This is a genomic window from Microbacter margulisiae, from assembly GCF_014192515.1.
Classification (GTDB): Bacteria; Bacteroidota; Bacteroidia; order Bacteroidales; family Paludibacteraceae; genus Microbacter; species Microbacter margulisiae.
In genome coordinates this window covers 535,091-555,493 of the sequence record NZ_JACHYB010000001.1, presented here as the reverse complement: position 1 = coordinate 555,493, position 20,403 = coordinate 535,091, and the positions used below count along the sequence as shown (strand labels likewise).

19 protein-coding genes are annotated in these 20,403 nt (G+C 39.1%); 6 read left to right on the top strand and 13 right to left on the bottom strand.

The window, feature by feature from the left end:
• Positions 1-58: 58 nt before the first annotated feature.
• The gene (locus FHX64_RS02365; protein WP_183412243.1) at positions 59-1,228 is read right to left on the bottom strand and encodes a MalY/PatB family protein; all 1,170 of its coding nucleotides are present in this window, start codon (positions 1,226-1,228) and stop codon (positions 59-61) included.
• 22 nt (positions 1,229-1,250) lie between these two features.
• Here FHX64_RS02365 and FHX64_RS14235 point away from each other — a divergent pair, with 22 nt between their 5' ends.
• Positions 1,251-1,424, top strand: coding sequence for a hypothetical protein (locus tag FHX64_RS14235; RefSeq protein WP_221202126.1), 174 nt, complete (start codon positions 1,251-1,253; stop codon positions 1,422-1,424).
• A gap of 596 nt (positions 1,425-2,020) precedes the next feature.
• On the opposite strand, the gene FHX64_RS02360 is transcribed toward FHX64_RS14235, so the two are convergent.
• The 5 genes from FHX64_RS02360 to FHX64_RS14375 all read right to left on the bottom strand — a co-directional run bounded on the left by FHX64_RS02360 (position 2,021) and on the right by FHX64_RS14375 (position 5,075).
• A complete protein-coding gene (locus tag FHX64_RS02360) occupies positions 2,021-2,794 on the bottom strand; it encodes a hypothetical protein (RefSeq protein WP_183412242.1) in 774 nt (257 codons plus the stop codon).
• A 179-nt stretch (positions 2,795-2,973) separates the two neighbouring features.
• Positions 2,974-3,822 (bottom strand): SDR family NAD(P)-dependent oxidoreductase, encoded by an 849-nt coding sequence (locus tag FHX64_RS02355; RefSeq protein WP_221202125.1) that lies wholly within the window; start codon positions 3,820-3,822, stop codon positions 2,974-2,976.
• 271 nt (positions 3,823-4,093) lie between these two features.
• Entirely contained in the window at positions 4,094-4,435 is a 342-nt protein-coding gene (locus FHX64_RS02350; RefSeq protein WP_183412240.1) for a GIY-YIG nuclease family protein, read from the bottom strand.
• The gene (locus FHX64_RS02345; protein ID WP_183412239.1) at positions 4,435-4,851 is read right to left on the bottom strand and encodes an ester cyclase; all 417 of its coding nucleotides are present in this window, start codon (positions 4,849-4,851) and stop codon (positions 4,435-4,437) included. The genes FHX64_RS02350 and FHX64_RS02345 overlap by 1 nt, the downstream gene beginning before the upstream one ends.
• Positions 4,852-4,964: 113 nt before the next feature.
• Positions 4,965-5,075, bottom strand: coding sequence for an alpha/beta hydrolase (locus FHX64_RS14375; RefSeq protein WP_183412238.1), 111 nt, complete (start codon positions 5,073-5,075; stop codon positions 4,965-4,967).
• 191 nt (positions 5,076-5,266) lie between these two features.
• Between FHX64_RS14375 and FHX64_RS02335 the strand changes: the two genes are divergently transcribed.
• Positions 5,267-6,430 carry an IS4 family transposase gene (locus tag FHX64_RS02335; RefSeq protein WP_183412237.1) on the top strand — a complete coding sequence of 388 codons (1,164 nt, stop codon included), beginning with the start codon at positions 5,267-5,269 and terminating at the stop codon, positions 6,428-6,430.
• Between the two features lie 21 nt (positions 6,431-6,451).
• On the opposite strand, the gene FHX64_RS02330 is transcribed toward FHX64_RS02335, so the two are convergent.
• The 7 genes from FHX64_RS02330 to FHX64_RS02300 form a co-directional block, all read right to left on the bottom strand.
• Positions 6,452-7,111, bottom strand: coding sequence for an alpha/beta fold hydrolase (locus tag FHX64_RS02330; protein ID WP_183412236.1), 660 nt, complete (start codon positions 7,109-7,111; stop codon positions 6,452-6,454).
• Between the two features lie 124 nt (positions 7,112-7,235).
• Positions 7,236-7,937: a helix-turn-helix transcriptional regulator gene (locus FHX64_RS02325; protein WP_183412235.1), complete on the bottom strand. Its 702-nt coding sequence runs from the start codon at positions 7,935-7,937 to the stop codon at positions 7,236-7,238.
• A gap of 187 nt (positions 7,938-8,124) precedes the next feature.
• On the bottom strand, positions 8,125-8,844 hold the full coding sequence (locus FHX64_RS02320; RefSeq protein WP_221202124.1) for a class I SAM-dependent methyltransferase: 720 nt from the start codon (positions 8,842-8,844) through the stop codon (positions 8,125-8,127).
• Positions 8,845-9,056: 212 nt separating this feature from the next.
• On the bottom strand, positions 9,057-9,539 hold the full coding sequence (locus FHX64_RS02315; RefSeq protein ID WP_183412233.1) for a hypothetical protein: 483 nt from the start codon (positions 9,537-9,539) through the stop codon (positions 9,057-9,059).
• Positions 9,540-9,542: 3 nt separating this feature from the next.
• Positions 9,543-10,199: a S1 family peptidase gene (locus FHX64_RS02310; RefSeq protein ID WP_183412232.1), complete on the bottom strand. Its 657-nt coding sequence runs from the start codon at positions 10,197-10,199 to the stop codon at positions 9,543-9,545.
• A gap of 209 nt (positions 10,200-10,408) precedes the next feature.
• Positions 10,409-11,887: an IS1182 family transposase gene (locus FHX64_RS02305; protein WP_183412231.1), complete on the bottom strand. Its 1,479-nt coding sequence runs from the start codon at positions 11,885-11,887 to the stop codon at positions 10,409-10,411.
• A 261-nt stretch (positions 11,888-12,148) separates the two neighbouring features.
• Positions 12,149-14,704 (bottom strand): AAA family ATPase, encoded by a 2,556-nt coding sequence (locus tag FHX64_RS02300; protein WP_183412230.1) that lies wholly within the window; start codon positions 14,702-14,704, stop codon positions 12,149-12,151.
• Positions 14,705-15,760: 1,056 nt separating this feature from the next.
• Here FHX64_RS02300 and FHX64_RS02295 point away from each other — a divergent pair.
• The 4 genes from FHX64_RS02295 (at position 15,761) to FHX64_RS02280 (ending at position 19,686) form a co-directional block, all read left to right on the top strand.
• Positions 15,761-16,915, top strand: a complete 1,155-nt coding sequence (locus FHX64_RS02295; protein ID WP_183412229.1) for a helix-turn-helix domain-containing protein — start codon at positions 15,761-15,763, stop codon at positions 16,913-16,915.
• Positions 16,916-17,188: 273 nt separating this feature from the next.
• On the top strand, positions 17,189-17,419 hold the full coding sequence (locus FHX64_RS02290; RefSeq protein WP_183412228.1) for a hypothetical protein: 231 nt from the start codon (positions 17,189-17,191) through the stop codon (positions 17,417-17,419).
• Positions 17,420-17,456: 37 nt separating this feature from the next.
• Entirely contained in the window at positions 17,457-18,728 is a 1,272-nt protein-coding gene (locus tag FHX64_RS02285) for an IS256 family transposase (RefSeq protein ID WP_246392280.1), read from the top strand.
• A 334-nt stretch (positions 18,729-19,062) separates the two neighbouring features.
• Positions 19,063-19,686: a hypothetical protein gene (locus FHX64_RS02280; protein ID WP_183412227.1), complete on the top strand. Its 624-nt coding sequence runs from the start codon at positions 19,063-19,065 to the stop codon at positions 19,684-19,686.
• The last annotated feature ends 717 nt before the right edge of the window (positions 19,687-20,403 follow it).

Genomic DNA, 20,403 nt, shown 5'->3' with positions numbered 1-20,403 from the left:
ACATTGTCAATTGCCAATTAAACATGACTTCCTGCTGTTCTGCTACTCGGTCATTTGATTACCCCTCTTTCACCGCATGTGATATACGCTGAAGCGCTTCTGAAACAATAGAGCGCGGGGTACCGATATTCATGCGTTGATGTCCTGCCCCACCCGGGCCAAAAGAGATGCCTTCATTCAGTCCGATGCCTGCTTTTTCCACCAGGAGTTGTTTCAATGCCTGATCGCTCAGGTTCAGCTCCGAGAAGTCAATCCATACCAAAAAGGAAGACTCCGGCATCATGGCTTTAACAGCCGGTAATTCTTTAGTAAAATAAGATACTACCATACCCGCATTTGACTGGATATAAGCAATCATTTGGTTAAGCCACTCTTCACCATCATGATAGGCAGCCTGCATCGCTTCGTATGCAAAAAGATTACCATGCAAATCAAGTTGCATCAATGTATTATGAAAGCGCCGGTATAAATTTTTATCAGGAGCTACGATAAATGATCCGATAATGCCGGGAATATTAAACGCTTTGCTGGGCGACATAAAGACAATGCTATTGCATGCTGCCTCCCCGGATACTGTAGAAAAAGGAACATGAGTGGCCGTGTTATAGGTCATGTCGGCGTGAATCTCGTCGGAAACAATCAGCACTCCTTTTTGATAACAGAGGGACGCGAGCTTTTGCAACGTTTCGCGACTCCATACACGCCCTCCGGGATTATGGGGATTCGAAAGGATCAACATTGTAGTGCGGTTGTCGATCTGTTTTTCCAGTGCATCGAAATCCATTTCAAACCTGCCATCCACTTCTTTCAAAGAATTCCAAACCACATGCCGCCCGTTCATTTTGGGGGCATTGAAAAAAGGCGGATATACCGGAGGTTGCACAATGATTTTATCGCCGGGCTTTGTAAAAGTCTGGATAGCCAGATTAATTCCTGTCACAATGCCGGGAACAAAATCAACATCCGAAGGATGAACTTCCCATGAATAACGCTTTTGTGTCCATGCACAAAAAGCATCCAACAGGGAAGAAGGTAAAATGGTGTAGCCGAAAACCGGATGCTCACATCGTTTCCCCAATGATTCAATAATAAAATCCGGCGTGCGGAAATCCATGTCGGCAACCCACATGGGAATAATGTCGTCCGTCCCGAAAAGCGTGCGGCACAAATCATACTTCACACTGTTCGTTCCTCTCCGGTCGATACGTTCATCAAAATTGTAATCCATAGCTATTTGTAAAACATTATATATGAAGAGACGTCAAAGCAGGAACAAAGGCTTGTCCATTGTTTCATGGCAATCCTTCAAGACAACACAAACAAACTTTTATGCCATCTGTCCGCTTCATTTTGAAAATGTAAAATTAGACAAAAATTTCATCCCCAAACCATCGTCCGGCAAATCTCAGGTAAAAAGAATATAATGCATCCTTATTAATATGAGTATCTGATTTTTATTCTAAAAATAATTGCCCACAAAAAACAGATCACATGATTTTGGATCTTCCGAATACTCGCAGTTTGCAATCTGTACCAGCATATTATTTATTATCAATATTTTTCACCTCATCACGATTCATATATTCAGGCTGAAAGCCTGATCTGTCATCAACCCGGTAGCATCGCTCCGGGGTTTCCACGCCGAATGGCATTGGTATGAAACACGATGGTGTGCAAAGCCTAGATAGCGATTGCGACATGGCATCTCTTATTTCTTGCCCTTACAGGGCGTTTTTGTTGTACTTTGTCTATCCGAAGGCGTTGCCTTTAGGTTAATGCTATGCTGCCACTTCGTAGTGCCGGGTATCTGCCAATATCACCAGCATAACAATTCCGGTTCATAATGATGTTTTGGCACGAATTACAAAGCTGCATCAGTAGGGAAACCAGCAAGCACCCGACCTCCTCCATCCCCTCCAAAGGCGGGGAGTAAATCTGCCGGATCTTCATTGTTCGTTCATGCATTCCTGTGAAACTACCAATCCATCACATTCTTGTATTTTTGACGTGTTGTTGTTTTTCATTTATTTATCCACCATTTTTCGTTTTCTTTTTCTCTGGCTTTAATAACTTCAGGGGTCTCAGGATAAGTTTCCCAAGCGAGTTTATAATTTTCCCACCCATTCTTTAAATACTTATCATTGATGCTAAATTCTCCTGCCCCAATATCACGACCATTTTGCCAATCACATTCAGGTATTCTATAGTCTCCCCAATTACATCTTTTTGATTCTCCTGTCTTATAACTTATCCAATGACCTGTAAATTGGTTATTATTAAATCCATCTGCTACAAAACAAATAGCGTCGTATTGTATATTTCCTTTTTTATCAATATAAAAGTTAGTCGTAAAAGTGCCAGTTAATTCTCCGGTCCCTTGTTGTTTAGAATCTTCATAAAATTCATATATACCTTTTACAAAACCTTGTTTTAATGGAGGCAAATCGCCTTCAACATAAATTCGAGCTTCATTGATAGTAATTTGACCTTGAAACGAACATATATTCTCCTTAACTTTTGTTTTACCATAAATTAGATATTTAAGTTTGTCTGTCGGGTTTTGTATAGCCGAAATAAAATGAATATAAAACCGCTGATAATTCTCCCCAATAAAACCAACCGGTTCTTGTCGCTCAACAATAACAGTGTCGTTTCCTGCTTGAAATTGTTTTAGAGTCCACAAATGAGAAATGTCATGTTTGGTTATTTCAGTCAGAAAATCAGTCGTTTTAGGTTCTTGTCCATAAACAAGACCTGAAACTACAATGCCAAGTAGAATCAAAAAAAGTCTCATAATGCGTTATCTTTATTCCTTGCTCCCGCTGCCGCCGATTTGTAATCGGTGTGTTGTTCGTCAGAACAAAAAATGCTTGCTTTTCCAAAGCAACACACAAGTTGCACACCTTGCGGGAGTGGGAGAAATTCGTTGATTGTTTTTATCCGGATAAGTTTTGAATTTGCCATATCGCAAAGTTACTTTTTGAATGAAAGTTGCTCACTCAACAACCACAACTCTTTACCGGTTGATGGGTCAAAGTTTTTGCGAATATCAACGATGTTATTTTTTTCGTCAAAGAATTTTCCATTGGTAGATTTCGCATTTTCTTTTGTCGCCACATATACACCACTGTCGCAGGTTTCAGGGGCATTTCTAACATCAGGTGAAAATGAAAACATTAGTTTGAGCCACCATGGTGCTGTATTTTTTCCAAGATTTGATTTTACAAATCCGGGGTGAAATAGCATAGAGCTTGCCGAAGTATTTTGCAATCTGTCTGATAATTCAAAACCAAAATAAACTCTTGCAAACATCTCTGAACGTATAGCTTTCATCCAACTATACTTGGTATGTTGCAAATCGTTCAAATCAATTTTAGGGTTATTCAAAAAACGTGGTGCACCTGCCACTGTTACAATGCGCGCATCATCAGTTGCTTTTAATAAATCAAGTAAACTGTTTGTGAGTGTATAATGACATAAATAATTTATCGCAAAAGATTTATCAATACCTTCGCTTGTAATTTCTTTTTTGAAATACCACGCACCTGCCGCATTTACTAAACCGTGTAGTTGATGGTGTTGTTGCTTAAACTGTTCGCTTAGCTGCACAACAGATTCCATTAAACTTAAATCGGCTGTGAGAAAGGATATGTTTTTGTTAGCTGATTTTGCCGAAATTTCTTTCACGGTTTGTTGTCCGTTTGAAGCGTTACGGCTGACGATTACAACATTTGCACCTGTCGTGGCGATGCCTGTGGCAATGGCCTTTCCAACGCCCGAAGTGCCTCCTGTAACTAAAAATGTTTTGTCTTTCAATTCCATTGTCATATTTTTTTTGTCGTTGCAAAATTCAGCAACATGCAGAAAACAGATGTAGTCAAAACGCCTTTTGTTGTAGTCTAAGTTAAAGTCGTCTTATTATTTGGCTAGTAGGTAGATTCAGTTGCCTTGCACACAACGGCGGTGGCATGAAATGTGCCGAACTTCGAAGCTGCATCTTTATTCCACATTATATAAAACTTGTTGCAGGACGAAACGCTTGAAAACCCACTGAAACCGCTATGTTTTATGACCGCGTGCTATGGTCAGTTTACTAATATCTTAGTTCTTTTGAGATATTCATTTCTTCGATAATCATTTGTTGTAGCAACCGCAATTCCTTTGCATAGTCAACTTTTCTGTCATCATCTTGTTTTAATTCTGATAAGATCCCGAAATCAAAATTATCCTCTCCTTTTTCGTTCCAATCTTTTTGCAGCTCCCGGTTTACATGGGTACCAAATTTTAACTCGAATTTATGCCTGTTCCATGTCGAGGCCATATCAACGCTATGGTCTACAAATACTTTGTTATTTGATTTGTTTTTTATTTGAAAAACTCCCATTTGGAATTTCATCTGCTTGTATTCCTCTTTAATATCCTTCCTCGTTTTCATTATTGTATAAATCCTAATTGTTTAGCAACCGTATTTCTGTCAAAAACTTGTGTATGTCCACTCATTAAATCATCCTTAAAATGGTAGATTGTGATCCCTTTGGTTTCTATCTTTTTGTTTGTGGGAGGAAATTCTCCAATCATACCAAGATTTGTCCCTGTTAGAATCCAAGTGATAGCCACATGGTTTTCTTCTTCAATAGCCGAAGTTATTTCAAAATTCATATCAGGGAAAGAGTCAAATGAATACTTTAACCGTTTTTTATATTCGATGTGTGATAAAGTTTTCCCTTCCCATGGATCTGCAGTATCAAGATAAATATGGTATTCGTTATGAATATATTTCTCAACTTTATCGAAGCCTTGTTTGTTCCATACTTCGATCATAAATTCTCGCAAAAAAAGTTCCTTGTTCATCCTTGTCTTTCTGTTAAATTTGGTGCTAGCAACCGAGGCTATGGGCATTGGGCGATTTGCGGAAACATCACTATCGGGGCACAATACCTGACCCCAATGTTTTATACACGACGTTAGCAACAGTTTATTTCATTCCTTCCTGTCAGCACTTTTTCTAATAGTAAATTAAATTCTGCCGGTTTTTCTACCATTGGATAATGTCCGGTTGCAGCGATAGTTTCCACTTGAAAACTATTTCTACAATGGTTTTTCAGTCCGGTTTCGTTTGTTGGGAAACCATCATTATTTATTAAATACCATTGGTGTCCACTAAAAAATTGCAAAAGATCTTTGAAAATATTGAAAGTTAGATAGTTATAGCGTTTTAAAGGGTGCGACGATTTCAATTTATCTTTGTATTGATATTCAATACGATATGCATAAAGAGAAGTTCGTTTTCGCCCAATTAGTCGAGTTTCTTAATGCCGATAAATTCAGGCACATTGTAGACAAGCACCAAGGAAACCGCTATATCAAGTCTTTTACCTGTTGGAATCAGCTGCTTGTTCTCATGTTCGGACAACTTTGCAACAGAAGGAGTCTGAGAGATTTGGCGATGGCTATCGGTGCGCATAGGGGTAAAGGATATCATCTGGGTTTTGGCAGTGATGTCAAGCTAAGCAATCTTTCCAAGGCAAATACCAATCGGGACTATCGCATTTTTGAAGAGTTTGCCTATTACATGGTTGGCAAAGCTCAATCAAAACGTATGGACAACATCTTCAAGCTTGGAGGTAAAGTCTATGCCTTTGATTCAACGACCATTGACTTATGTATGAACATTTATCAATGGGCTCGTTTCAGAAAGACAAAAGGTGGAGTTAAAATCCATACCCTGTTTGACCTGGAAACTCAGATCCCAATGTTCTTCCATATCACTCCTGCTGCGGTAAATGACGTAAACGCGATGGATGTGATTCCCTATGAACCAGGATCTTTTTATGTGTTTGACCGCGGGTACAACGATTTCAAACGATTGTTTAGAATCAACGAAATCAGGTCATTATTTGTGGTCAGAGCCAAGAACAATCTACAGTGCAAGGCAGTCAGATGGAAGAGAAGGATGCCGAAAAACATCCTCTCAGATTCCGTGGTGACATTCACTGGTTACATGAGCGAAAGGCATTATCCGAAGCCCATACGAAGAATTGTCTTCTACGACGAAGAGCAAGACCGAGTGTTTACATTCCTAACCAATGCTTTTAGTCTTGATGCTTTGCAAGTCGTGCTGCTTTACAAGAACAGATGGCAGATCGAGCTGTTTTTCAAGTGGATGAAGCAACACCTCAATATCCAAAAGTTTTGGGGCGTAACTGAGAATGCTGTCAGGATCCAGATTTACTCGGCTATTACCGCCTACTGCTTGGTAGCTATTGTGCATCATGACTTGAAGATGGAATGCTCCATCTACGAAATGCTTCAGATTCTCAGCATGTCACTAACGGACAAAGCCAACATAAATGATTTGCTCAACAAATCTAACTTCAACAATTTCAATGAACGATGCGGTTCAAGTGAACCAAGTTTATTTGCTTTTTAATATTTATACAGTGCCGTTTTTTTAGTGGACACTAGTGATTAAATACAACTTGTAATTTAGCTGTTCCAATCTTTGTGCATCGGTATAAGCATACTGCATTTGGTTCATAAATGTCCCATAGCCAATAACGGGATCGCTATTTGCAAAATCAGTTTTTACCCTGTCTTTCACTTCCTTTGAAGTTGTTGGGTGAAAAAGCATCATATCTGCATATACAGGTGCTGAATTTTTAAAATCCTTTTCAAGCATTGGAAAAAAGCCGGCCATTTGTTTCATTTGTTCTGGTGTAAAGGTAACATCAATAAATTTGAAATTGTCAACACCTACAACGCCTACTATTTTTGGATTGTTGGTTAATGCCGCTTGTAACATAATTTCGCCTGCCATAGAATGTCCAATGATTACAACATTTTTAAGGTTCAGTGTGTCGATAAATGCTGTTACATCATTGGCGTATTCTTCAATTGTCCAGTTGGTTCTTTCAGCTTTGGATTTACCGAAGCCCGGCAGGTCTATTGCGTACACACAGTAATTTTTAGAAAAATAGTCTACTTGATTTTCCCAATAAGTTCCGTCAATACACCAACCGTGTAAAAACAGAACTGTTGTGTCGCCTTGTCCTTGTTGAAAATAATTGATTTCAACTTGTTTGTCTCTGATTGTGATTTGTTTTGCTGTCATTTTTTTCTTGTGTTTTTGCCTTGCCTGCGCTTTCTGAAAGTGAAGCAATAGCGATTAATACAATTGCTTTTTTATTCATCCCTGGTTGAATTTGAAGCAAAGATACAAGGCACATAGGACAGCCCTATGTCAGGGGTTCAAACAATCTTCTGGAACGTTCTTCTAAATAGTGTTCCATGCTGAAAGTCTTGTCAGGTTTGAAATGAGTTTGTTGGATTTTGAGTTCTTTTATCCTGTCAAGGCGAAACTCTCTTATTTCTTGCCGTAACTCACAAAAGGCAATAGTCGACCAAACAGCACCACTGAAATAAACTGCACAGGGTTGGATGGTTCGTTCCGTTAGTTGCTCTTCTCCTCTTGACTGATACGCTATTTTCAGTTTTTCGTTTTCTGTAATTGCATGCTGGATGGTGTCCAAATACAAACTTGTAGGTGCCCACGGTTTTTGAAATCCGATTCTTGAATCTAAAAATTCCAATTTGTCTTTGTCGTTGAGTGATAAAACTGCTTTGATTTTTAAAAGTGCCGATTCGTAATTTTGTTTCAGGGAATCTTCGGTATGGTAGTTCAAAATTTTACTTGTTGTTACCAAAGCTCTTGCTTCTTCCATGGTGAACATTACAGGTGGCAACCGATACCCTTCAACTAAAAAATACCCCTTTCCTTCTTCTTCGCCAATGGGCACACCTGCAAGCCGTAATGTTTGAATATCCCGGTAAATTGTCCTGTTTGTAACTTCAAATCGTTTAGCTATTTCACGGGCAGTTGTCTGCCGTTTAGATTGAAGTTGTATAAGTATGCTTGTTAGCCTGTCAAGTCTGTTCATTGTCTGTATAGTGTTTCGTTAAATTGCTGCTAACGGTAAATTGCATGAATAGTGGCCGACTGCGTGGCACTTTCCTGTCAAACCGATACGTAGTTTGAGCGGGTTACAAACCTTGATATTTACCACATCGCCTGCTATTACTTATACAAAATGTTAGGCACAGTATTTTCTTCATCTCTTTTTTTTATCACTCAGGTTTTATTCCTCCAAATATAGAAAGTTCAAAAGCTTTAAAGAAACAATCAACCTGTGAAAATCCGATTTCTCTTAACCAATCACATTGTTTTTCAACTGGTGCCAAAATATTTATTTCTTTGTCCTTGTAGAATTCTGTTTCAATTGTTTCTATCGAAATATTAGTATTATTTTCCTTTTTAAATTCTCTCATTTTGTCCATAAAAAATTCGTTGAAAATGGATTCAATCTGAGGTGTTGCCGATTTAACCTGTTCCAGATTTAAAAATATCCCTCCTGGTTTTAAAACCCTGTCGAAAATATCCCGATAAATTCTTTTTTTATTATTATCAGCCTGGTGATGAATTGCAAATCCTGAGACCACAACATCAACAGGCAACTCTTTAGAAATCTTATCTAACCAGTTGATATCTCCAATATCTTGAACTGCAAAAGTGGTTTGATTCCTATATTCCTGACAATTTGCTTTTGCGGCTTTTATCATAGGCTCAGAAAAATCCACAAATACACCTTTTGATTGGGGCTTATTTGTTAACAGTGTTTTTCCTAAGACTCCGTCTCCACACCCTAAATCTAAAAATGAATTAAAGTTTGGATTGAAGGACTTTATTATCCGCAATAATATTTCTATTTCTTCATACGCAAAAGGTATTGCACTTCTCACTCCTTCCAAATAAGTTTCTGCTAAATTTTCTGTTTTCCAATTTTCCATATTAATGTTCCTCATTTTGTTGTTGCGATGGGCTCGGTCAATATTGTGCCTAACGACCCGAGGCTATGGGCATTGGCGGTTTGCGGGAGCGTTCACTGTCGCCCTGCGACAAAGTGAAGCGGGAGCAAAACTGCCGGAATGCACGTCAGCCAGCCAATGACCATAGGCGTGTGTTAGCGGTTCGGTGTTTGAAAATCAACATTGTTCAATATTCAATTTCTCTCATTTTGTTGTCCAATTTCAACAGGTTTCTTAATCTCCTTTCTCATTTCGCACCAAGCATTTACAGCCATTTTCCCTATACTCATAATAAGGAGTACAATAACAGGTGCTACAAAAGTCCCTGCAACACCCATGGTGCTACCAATAGCTGTAGACATTACTCCGATTATGTATTGTTTGGATTTATCTGCACTTTCTGAAATTTTTTTTCTATCTTCATCGTATCTGTTGTCTCCGCAAATGAATTTTTCAACTTCGTCAAGTAATTTGTCTCTATAAATAATTGCTTTATTTGGTTCTCCTCCAAATTTAGCAGTATTTGAAGGACCTGCATTTAACCACTTATCCGCACTTGCTAAGTAATCATTTCCTGTAGAAACTAAAAATGATTCTAAGATTTCTTTTTGAAAACTGTCAATTGCCAATAACAATTCATTTGGTTCTGATTGACACAAATTATTCAGTTCTTCCATAACTTATATCATATTTAGTATATATTCACTTGAAACAGCGTGAGTTGTTTGGTGTAATGTCAATGGGTCAACTCCACCTAATGAAATGCCTCCAGCACCACCAGGTGCGTAAGACCCTATTATCATTCCGATTAATTTCGAATCTGAAAGCCTGAAAATAGGGCTTCCTGATTGTCCAGGTCTTGTTTGTATATTTAAAACTAAATGTTTTGATTTTATACTCGACGACTCAATTAATACTTTAGCTCCAACGACGGTAGTTTGGAATGTCAGAATGTTTCTTCCATCAACACAATGGGGAAATCCTACAATTCCAACATTTTCTGTAACTTTTACATCATCTGTTCCACCAATTCGTAAGTTTGAAAATCCTGCATTCTCTATTTTTAAAATACATATATCTCTTATTGGGTCAACTTTATAAATGACTGCAGGAACTGTCTGTCCAAGAGTATTAGTTGTGTCCTGATAAGTATTTAGGTCAGTTTTTCCTGATACGAAAATTACCAAGTTATTGTTGTCATTATTGGTGACATGTGAAGCAGTCGCAAATAAACCAGCTTTGTTTAATTGGAAGCAAGTTCCTAATAAACGTACTCCATTAGGTGTAATTCGACCTACTGTGTAAATCACTCTGTCTAATCCTGTTATTTCCATCATATTTATATTTTTTAGTTATTCTATTCTTAATTTACGCGAAGTAATTCAACTGTTTTATTTTTTTTACACTGACCGCTAACGAGAGTCTGCGCAAAAACCGCCCAAGCTCCCGTAAAAGTTTTATATTTATGTTCTTCAGGCTTTCATAGCTTCCGTTTGCGTGAGGCTATAAATTGCCTGTGTTATTTTTGTGTATTTAGAACAATTGCTTAAATCGCCTTTAAATAAGCCTGTTGTGAACAAATATGAGCTATTACTCCCTTTATTAACTCTTTGAAGGCATTTATCCCTTCGGTTATCTGTATAAACCGGCTCAGGTTGTAGCCGATAAATACCAAACTTACTTCACCCAATACATTTTTCTTTCCCCGGGTCAGTACGTAATCAAATCCCCGTTGCCGTTTGAGTGTGCCCCACGGATGCTCGGCCAATTGCTGGCGTTGTTTGTAGTAGGCCGGATTCTCTTTTACTCGTTGGTTGTTCTGTTCTACATCCGCAGCAAACTCACTGCGGTCTATATTTCTGCCGTTATTTTTACTTTTGGTACACAAACTATGCATTTCGCACAGGCGACATTTCGCCGGGTTGTTGTATCGTTGAAACTTGTAAGCCGACTTATATCCTTTGCTGCTATGCGTGAGCCAGGTGCCATTGGGTGTAAGTGTTTCTCCTGCCGGACAAGTGTAACAATCTTTTTCAGTGTCGTACACAAAACTTGTTATCGGAAAAATATCCGGATCATTCGAAGCCGGCTCTTTGGGCGACACATAGGTGGTGATTCCGTTTTGTTCACACTGCCTGATCTGTTCCCCTGTATGATAACCTTTGTCTGCCAGTACATCCATTTGCTCCACCTGCAACACTTCTTTGGTGGCAACAGCCACTGTGCCCAATGCATTGGTATCGTTTACTCCTCCTGTATCAAAATGGGCAATGAGCTTGTTTTTGGCATCCACCGAAGCCTGTATATTATATCCCACCACGGTTATTCCCCGTTGTAACACTACCGATTGTGCATCCTGGTCTGTTGTGCTTATCTGGTCTTTGCCTGTTTCTTTGAGTTCGGCTTCGATAGCCTGATATTTCTCCATGCGACTTTGCTGTACGGCTATTTTATCTTTCAGTACTGTTTTTTGTTCCTGCGAATCGGCCTCGTCCAGTGCATCTTCAAATTCTTTTATTCTGCCGTCAATATATTCCAGCTGACGGTCTATCTTTTTCTGATTGTAATTGTGCTTGAGTGAGTTTTGTGCCCTCACTTTAAAGGAATCAATGGCAATGGTTTTTCCTTCCATCAAGCCCAACTCTTTGAGCAGAAAAACAAACTTGCGAAAGATCGCTTTGAAGCTTTCGGCATATTCTTTTCGGAACATACAGATGGTGCGTGCCGAAGGTGTCTGCTCACACAAGAGCCAGCGAACTTCCAGATTCAACCTAGCTTCACGTTCCATCTTACGAGAAGAGCGAATACCATACCTGTAGCCATAGAAATACAACTTCATTAGCACAGCAGGATGATAGGGCGGACGACCTTCTTCCTTCAGCTTTACGTTCCGAAATCCGAAACTCTCCAAATCGATGGTATCTACAAAGTAATCAATTACCCGAACGAAACTGTCGGCTTCTACCATTTGCTCCAAACAGAACATTTGAAGCTGATTTCGTTCTTCGCCTTGTATGTGTTGCATAATTCTGTTGTTGAATGTATTATGCTATAAATTTACAAAATATTGCTCACATACACAAGTAATTAATCACTTTTCTTTTAGTAGTCCTAATCTCTTAGTCAAAAACATCCGCTGATGTTTTTGCGCAGTCTGACGACCGAGGCTATGGGCATTTGGCGGTTTGCGGGAGCGTTCACTGTCGCACAGCGACAAAGTGAATGCGGGAGCAAAACCTCCAAATTGCACGTCAGCCAGCCAATGGCCATAGGCGTGTGTTATGCCCTAGGCTTTTAATTGTAATATATTGTCTAAATCTAATATCATACTGTTATATTCGTCAACTTCTATAGGATTTTCGTTCCTTTCGATTCCATTATGCATTTCACCCCCTGAAACTCTACTATGAATCCTTTCCAAAGTATCAATGACTACACTGTCATTATTTATGCTCTTTAATTCCGCCCATGCAATTCGACTGTTCTTATTACTAAAACGAGTTGGAACTTGATAGTTGAAAATAACTTCATCAATTACACACTCAACTGTCAAACGTAATAAATTTGACACCTTTATCTCATCTTCAAAAGGTATAGAACTTAGTAATCTTTTAGCGTCTTTAATATGATTTTTAGCATGATTCCCTTTGTAATTTCTCAAAACACCTTTGACGTTTTTACCTTGGGAAATGACTTCATATATTTTAATGTGTTTACCTTTACTATTATTGCAATCTGTATCTGTTGTTTTACATATATGATTGGTTTTACTAGTTTCAAATGAGTCTAGGAAAAGTCTATTGTGATTAAATAAAATGATTTGATTATCTAATTCCATAAGTCGTTCAGCAAATCTTCCAGCAATTTTATGGTCAAGACTATTAACTGGATCATCAAGAATTATTGGATTTGAAGTTCTTTGTATTCTTATCTCAGCAATAAATAAGGCTAATGCAACTGCTTTTTGTTCACCTTCACTCAAGACAGCTTTCAAATCTTTGTTTTTTGTCAAAGTCAGTTTTGTACTTGAAACTCCTTTTTTTGTTCCAGCACCTTCCAAATAAACATCAATATTTGAATAACCAATATTTTGAAGTTCTTCATTGAATTTAGTTTTTAGAGATTCAGTTAATAGTTCTTCATGTGCTGTTGCAGACAAAGTACTCAACTGTCTTGTGTTAATTATTGAAGCTTTCTTACGCAAAGTCGCTTCTTTTGAATGTAAATCAAACCATTTGATAATACTTTCTTTTTGAATACTGATTGACTCACTCTCTTGTAAATCCGCAATCTGCTTTTCGAGTGTTTTTATTTTCTCTTTTTTCTCTGAATCCTCTTTTGTAAGCTTGTCAATAGACACTTGCAAGTCATCTAAAAGCTTGTTCAATTGATCTTTTAGAAGTGTAATATTTGGAATAGCAATTGCGTTATTATTGGTTTTGGCTTTTAAATAAGCAATTAATTGTTCCTTTATTACCAAATATGCCTGCTCAGTTTGTAAAATTAGCTCCTTAAGATTTGTATCAACAACTTTTGTATCAATCAATATTTTATCTATATTCTCGGATATTTGAATTGAAGTAGAATATCTTTCAATCTCATTTATTTTTCCTGAAATTTCACTATTAACTCTATTTAGTTCTTGTTCGGAACTATCCTTTAAAAATAAACTATACGATCTAACTATATTAATTGCACTATCATCTCTTAATGGCTGTCTACAATAAATGCAAGTATTTTCACTATCACCTATAATATTCGAATACTTTTCACCTGCAATAATAAAATCTTTCCATTCTTTCGAGTTATTCGACGGAATCACTTTGAGTAACTCAAATTGTTCTTTCGTTTTCAAACTTGCCTTTTCTTTTTCTTGATATCGTATCAATAAAGGATTTAAGTGTTTTAGGAAGTCTGATAATTTGGTTTCCTTTTCTTCGATATTTTTCTTTAGTAAAATTAAATCTCTTTTGTTGTTCTCAAGTAGTGAAACCTTGTCAACGATATTTATTTGTTTTAGATTATCTACATCTCTCTTAAGTCCTATTATAAGTTTCTTATTTTCGTCAGTAAATATGAAGTGTTTTTCTATTGCTCTTTTTACTACATCTGACAAACTGTGATTTGAAAAAGCATTTTGAAACGGTTCTGAAAAGTTGGTTGTTACAATTGTTGGTTTTTGAAGTCTCAATTTATCTGCATCGGAAATCAGTTGATTTTTTAGGCTATCAACCATCTCAACAAGATAAGTGAAGAGACTCAGTCCTAAAGGCTGAATAAGAGTTAAATCTGACTGTCTAACATCTAAAAGCCCATTTAAATATGAGGTATCAAATACTTTACATCTATCTAGTAAGGGTAAGGATCTTGTTTGTCCATTCCAGTTAATTGTATGAACTTGATTATTATTATCTTCAAACACAATTTCCACATCTATGTTGTTCAATGTGTTTGAATATATATTTTGTAATATCTCTTTCTTTTGGTTGCCACCGACTAATTCATTTAAAATTCTAAAATATCCGCTTTTCCCGGCTCCATTCATTCCAAATAAAATAGTGATATCATTATTGAACTTAATTGTTTGATTTTCTGCAAGAGCATTTACACCTTTTTTATGTGTTAGTTTCGAGATATGAATCTCACCATTTGCACTTGGAATACTAATGTTCGATAAATCAACTTCAATTGCTTTTGAATTCTTAAAACAAGAGTATATTTCTGTTTTTCTTTCATTGCTTATTGTCCCATTTGATTCAATAGTGTCGTGAATCAATGCTTTTAACCAGCTGTCTTGGCTTCTCGCAAATTCAATCAAATAATCTTTTGCATTAGTTTTCATGTTCTGTATTTTTTTTAAGCTTGGGCATAACATCTGTATATACGCCATGCTATGGCGCATACATTTGTCTTATAAGTTTGCTACATTCGCTGTAATTAAGCTCATTATATCTATCTGGTATTTCTGTTTATGGCGTATATCCTTTTGTTGTAATATGCGCAATATATCTTAGTCGTCTGCTACCCGAATGTCCAGGTAAACTTTCTATGCAATGAAGATCTTTTTCATCCTATCCGATTTGCAATCAAAAAGCACTCCTCCATTATAATATAAACCTTTTCATCCGGTGCTGAACAGGAATAGCTTTCAAATTACGCTTTCTTTCCCTTTCCGTTAGCCCAACATTAGGCATATAAATCGTAATGATAACTTATTTTCCTCTTTTTCCAATGTCCGCTTCAAATGTAAACAATTATTTTTAATCTAACAGCAAAAAATATCAATCAGTTATCAACATTTGATATAATGGGAGCGGATGGGTATAAGGGAGTACAATAAGAGGAGCCGGGGTGTTGTGCTGTAAAGAGCATGAAAAGAGGGATGTTTTCCCTGTGCAGGTGTCCGCTGCCTGCACGCAGGCAACAAAAAGTAAAATACAAAATAGCTTCATATTGTTCTTATTTGCATATATAATCTTCGTCAATCTTTACACTAAATGATTATTCTGTGAAATATTTGATACAAAATGTTGGCAACACCAATTTCTTTCCTTAGTTTTGTGTCGAAATATTTAACAGGCTTAATTTATGATGAAGAATTTGCATTCCCAACCCCGCCCGCTTCGCTCGTCCCCTTTCACCAAAAGGGACAACACGTGAGCATCATGTTTTGGCAACTATGGCAGCTTTTTCCTGATCGTCAGATTGTTTTGCCCTTCTGATGAAGGGAAGTACCCCTGGGTGGTAGGGTTAGGCATTAAAAGGATTGAAGGAAAGAAGCAGCAACAGGTCGAATGTCAATCTGCTATTCCATCGTTCTGTTATTTGATTTCTGTCTGCCAGCTACGAAACTACCTGGGTTCTCTTCAAATTTTCATTGTCCATTACTCATTTATTCATGTTCACCGCCTTTTCCCTTTTGTCCGGATTCCTGCTGGTTCTCTTTGCCCTGCTGCTGTGGGCGAGGCCATCATCTATCCGGAGGGCAAACCGGATGTTGTCAGGGATCTTCCTGCTGTTGGCGGCACTCAGCCTGTGGATGCTACTCCTTTATTATATATACGGCCGGAAGATGGACTTCCTGCTCCCGTGCTATCTTCCCCTCGACCAGGTGCTGGTGATGTTCATCGGGCCGTTGCTCTATTTTTATGTGTTGCTGTTGTTCGATCCTTTACGCCGCATCACGGCCCGGCAGTTTGCCAGGCATGCCCTCCCGGCTCTGCCTGCGCTGGCCTATGTGGGCTATTTCATCTCGCTGCCGTTGAAGCAACGCACGGGCGTGTTGCTCGATGCTTCCGACCCGCGGCGCTGGATGGAAAACCTGCTCGACTATCTTTTCTACCTCCAGTTGATGCCCTACCTGATGGTCTCTTTCCTGAAAGTGTACCAGCAACGGGAGTCCGGTTACCTGCTTGAGTCCAAGGGGTGCCGGGCGAATATCCGCTGGCTCTGCTATGCCCTCCTCATCGCGATGGCAGGTGTCCTGCTCCACCTGCCGCTTTGCATGGCAGACGACTGCAACGGGATGGAGCTTGTGGTGGGTACCTCTGTCATTGGCCTGCTGGCAGGATACATCTTCCTGCAATCCATCTTTAGCACCGGACTTTCAATGCAGGCCGCGGTAGAGATCCTGTCCGAACCGGAACGGCAAATAAAACTGGACGAGCAACTGGTGGACGACTACATACAGCGGCTGCATGAAATCCTGTCTGACACCAGGATATACCTGAACCCCGAATGCACGCTGGAAGCCGCCGCCATTCAAACCAATATCCCGCAACATCATCTCTCCCACGTGGTCAATGTGCACTGTGGCAAAAACTTTTCCGATTTCATCAACGAATACCGCTGCCTGCATGCCTGCGAACTGCTTGAAAGCGACCAAGCCGACAGGATGACCATCGAAGCCATCGGATTGCAAAGCGGATTCCGTACAAGAGTCAATTTCTATTCTGCTTTTAAGAAACGCTATGGCAAAAGCCCTTCCGATTACCAGGACGAACTGAAACAGGAGAAAAGGATGGGCAGAAGCACAGGAGCCCCCATCCGGTAGATAACAGCACCGGGATAGAGATATCTTCCTGTTTTATGGGAAACTCCAATTTCCTTCGGTTGCACAATGCCCTGTATTTTCCCGGCTCCACACTCTTTCGGCATTTCCCGTCGCCGGTTTTTCACATCATCACATCCTGAATCGCTTTTCAATCCCGTGATTGCCTGTTTTTCGTTGCGGAATAGACCCGGTTTGTTAAGCAGGCCCGGGTAATAAGGAGATAATACCGGGGTAAAGGAAGAAGATACCGGGGTAAAAGAAAAAGATACCGGGGTGAAGGAAAAAGATACCGGGGTGAAGGAAGACAACTCCGGGGTGAAGGAAAAAGATACCGGGGTAAAAGAAGACAACTCCGGGGTGAAGGAAAAAGATACCGGGGTAAAAGAAGACAACTCCGGGGTGAAGGAAAAAGATACCGGGGTAAAAGAAGACAACTCCGGGGTGAAGGAAAAAGATACCGGGGTCAAATTGTTAAAGAGACCGTCCAAAAAACTGTGTAAATAGAAATAAATGCTTATTTTTATAACAGAAAAAAAAGGACATGAAAAAGCAGAAATCAGTATTATCAAAATTGAGTGCAGAAGATGAGGCACTTTTCTCCCAGTTACCAACAGATTTTTTCAAGGGTTTCAAGACCATGCAAGACATAAATGGTTTTATGGATAAGCTATTTAAGCGGGGAGTAGAAAAGATGTTAGAAAGTGAGTTGAGCGAACATCTTGGCTACGACAAGCACTCAGTCAAAGGAAATGGCAGTGGGAACTCTCGTAATGGAAAAACCCGCAAGTTAGTAAAGAGCAGTAGTGGAGAAATAATTATAGAGGTTCCCCGCGATCGTCAGGGTGAGTTTAATCCCATCGTTTTGCCCAAGCGTCAAAAAGTAATAGACAAGATAGAAAGCGTTGTGATTTCTTTGTATGCACGAGGCATGTCGACTCGTGACATAGAAGCTCAGATAAAAGACATTTATGGTGTCACTATCAGTTCTTCGTCCATATCCAATATCACAGATCAGGTAATGAGCGATGTAGAAGCCTGGCAAACCCGTCCATTGGATGATACTTATCTGATTGTTTGGTTAGATGGTATTCGTATCAAAGTTCGTTCAGGAGGTAAGATAATAAGTAAAAGCGTTTATCTGATTATCGGTTTAAATACCAATGGACATAGAGAAGTTATTAGTATGTGGATCAATGAAACTGAATCGGCTTCATTTTGGATGAACGTGTTGGATGATTTGAAGAAACGAGGGGTGAAAGATATTTTAATTGCCTGTTCAGATAATCTGAAAGGGCTAACCCAGGCTATTCAGGCTGTGTTTCCGGAAACAGTAACACAATTATGTATTGTTCATCAGATAAGAAACACGATGAACTATATTGGGACAAAGGAAAAACGGAGTTTTATGCATGATCTTCAACAAGTGTATCAGGCCCGAAACTTAGATGCTGCTGGGGAAGCTTTTGCTGAATTGGAAACTAAATGGGGAGAGAAATATCCTTATGCCATTAAATCCTGGATTGCAAATTGGGAAAATCTGACAGCCTATTTTACCTATCCAGCCGAAATACGAAAGATTATCTATACCACTAATGTGATTGAAAATCTAAATCGAAGCATACGCAAATACACCAAAAATAAATTGATGTTTCCTGATGATCAGGCAATGAAAAAAGCAGTGTATCTGGCGATCCAACAAGCCTCAATATCTTGGAGTGCAAAAGTTTCCAACTGGCCATTGATTGCCAATCAGTTTATGATTTTATATCCTGATAGAGCAAATATTAGTGACACTAGTTTAAGAATAAAATAAAAACGGAAGTTTTTTCTTTTCAAACCCCTCAAAAATTTTGAGAGGGGATTCGAAAAGAAAAAATAATAATAAATGAGATAAGAATGCGTTTACACAAATTTTTGGACACTACCTTGTTAAAATCGGGTCAAAAAGTCGTTTTTTTGAACAACTTGGTAAAGGATTATAATCCTTTACCAACTTTGCCCTCAAAAATTTGCACAAGGGCTTTTGAATCCTTAGTTTTGCGACTCATTAATTTTCAGGCGAATGAAAACACGGTACCGTTGTCCCGTCCGGGAAAATCATCGGCCATGTGGATTTCGCTATTGTTAAACAAAAAAAACGTTATCGTATGAAAAACTACAATGCAGTATTGCATCTGAAGAGCAAAGACCCACTGGCAGTAGCCCAATTGAGTGGAAAAGTGTCATCCGCTATGGCAGCCAACAAAACCGTATTCCCCACGCCAGACCCCGCACTGGAAGAGTTGGACACGGAAACCAACAAACTCAACGCAGGCATAGAGGTAAAAGATGGCAGTAAAATAAAAAATGTGGACATAAAAAACCAGGCCATTATTGTGTATAACCTGCTGAAAACCGAAATGATTTACGTCAACAAGGTGGCGCAGGGAGATCAAAAGACAGTGCTATTATCAGGCTTTGACTGCAACAATGATCCTGTCCCGCATAGCATTCCGGGCAAGGCTGTGATTAGACGGATGGAAGATGGAAGCACAGCATGTAGCGCTAAGATCTATGTAGAGTCACTGACCAATGCCGATCGCTACAAAGTGGAAATCACCACTACTCCTAATGACTCAAAAAGCTGGACAACCACCCTTGATTATGTCTCGTTGAACAATTTAGAAATCGCGAATCTTACCAGGGGAGAGGAAATCTACATCCGGGTTAGTGGCGGTAATACCCATGGCTGGGGAATGGTCAGCGAACCGGTATCATTTATGCCGAGATAAAAATCAATAGTATATGGAGACGGTGCATTTGTAGAGATGTTTATGTTACAGACCTCAAAGGTTTTCAAAACCTTTGAGGTCTCTACGATGTCAGGAATAATTCCTATTCCGGCTTTAGCCAAATGAAGAACAATTGATAATGAAAATCAGGAAGTTAAGGAAGTTACAGGAAGATCTAACCCTACCCCCTTCGGGTACTTCCCTTCATCAGAAGGGCAGAACAATCTGCCAGAGCAAGCAAAGGCTACCATGGTTGCCAAAACATGATGTTCAAGAGCTGTCCCCTTTGGTGAAAGGGGACAGGATAACACTTGAGAATAATATTTTAGTAACCATGAACATTCCGGCCTCTCCCTAAATCCCTCTCCAAAGTAGAGGGACTTTCCCTGATGACGAAATGGAATATAAGACGGGAGGAGCGTAGCGGTGACATCTTTAATTCCTGATAATTTGTAATCCAGGCTCATATGAATAAAACAGATCGCAGGGCTAACGCCCCTTTCTTCTTTTGGAATCCATTTTTCTATGAAGATTACAGGGCTAACGCCCCTATAGATTGAAGGATTGAGGGACCTAGATCGTCGGATGTATAAATTTGACGTAGCGGGAGGAGCGTAGCTCTGGCATCTTCGTAGGAAACAATATCCATTACATCACAATAGCCGCGTAGCGGTGACATCTTAAAACATGACAATGAAGATCCGGCAGATTTTCTCC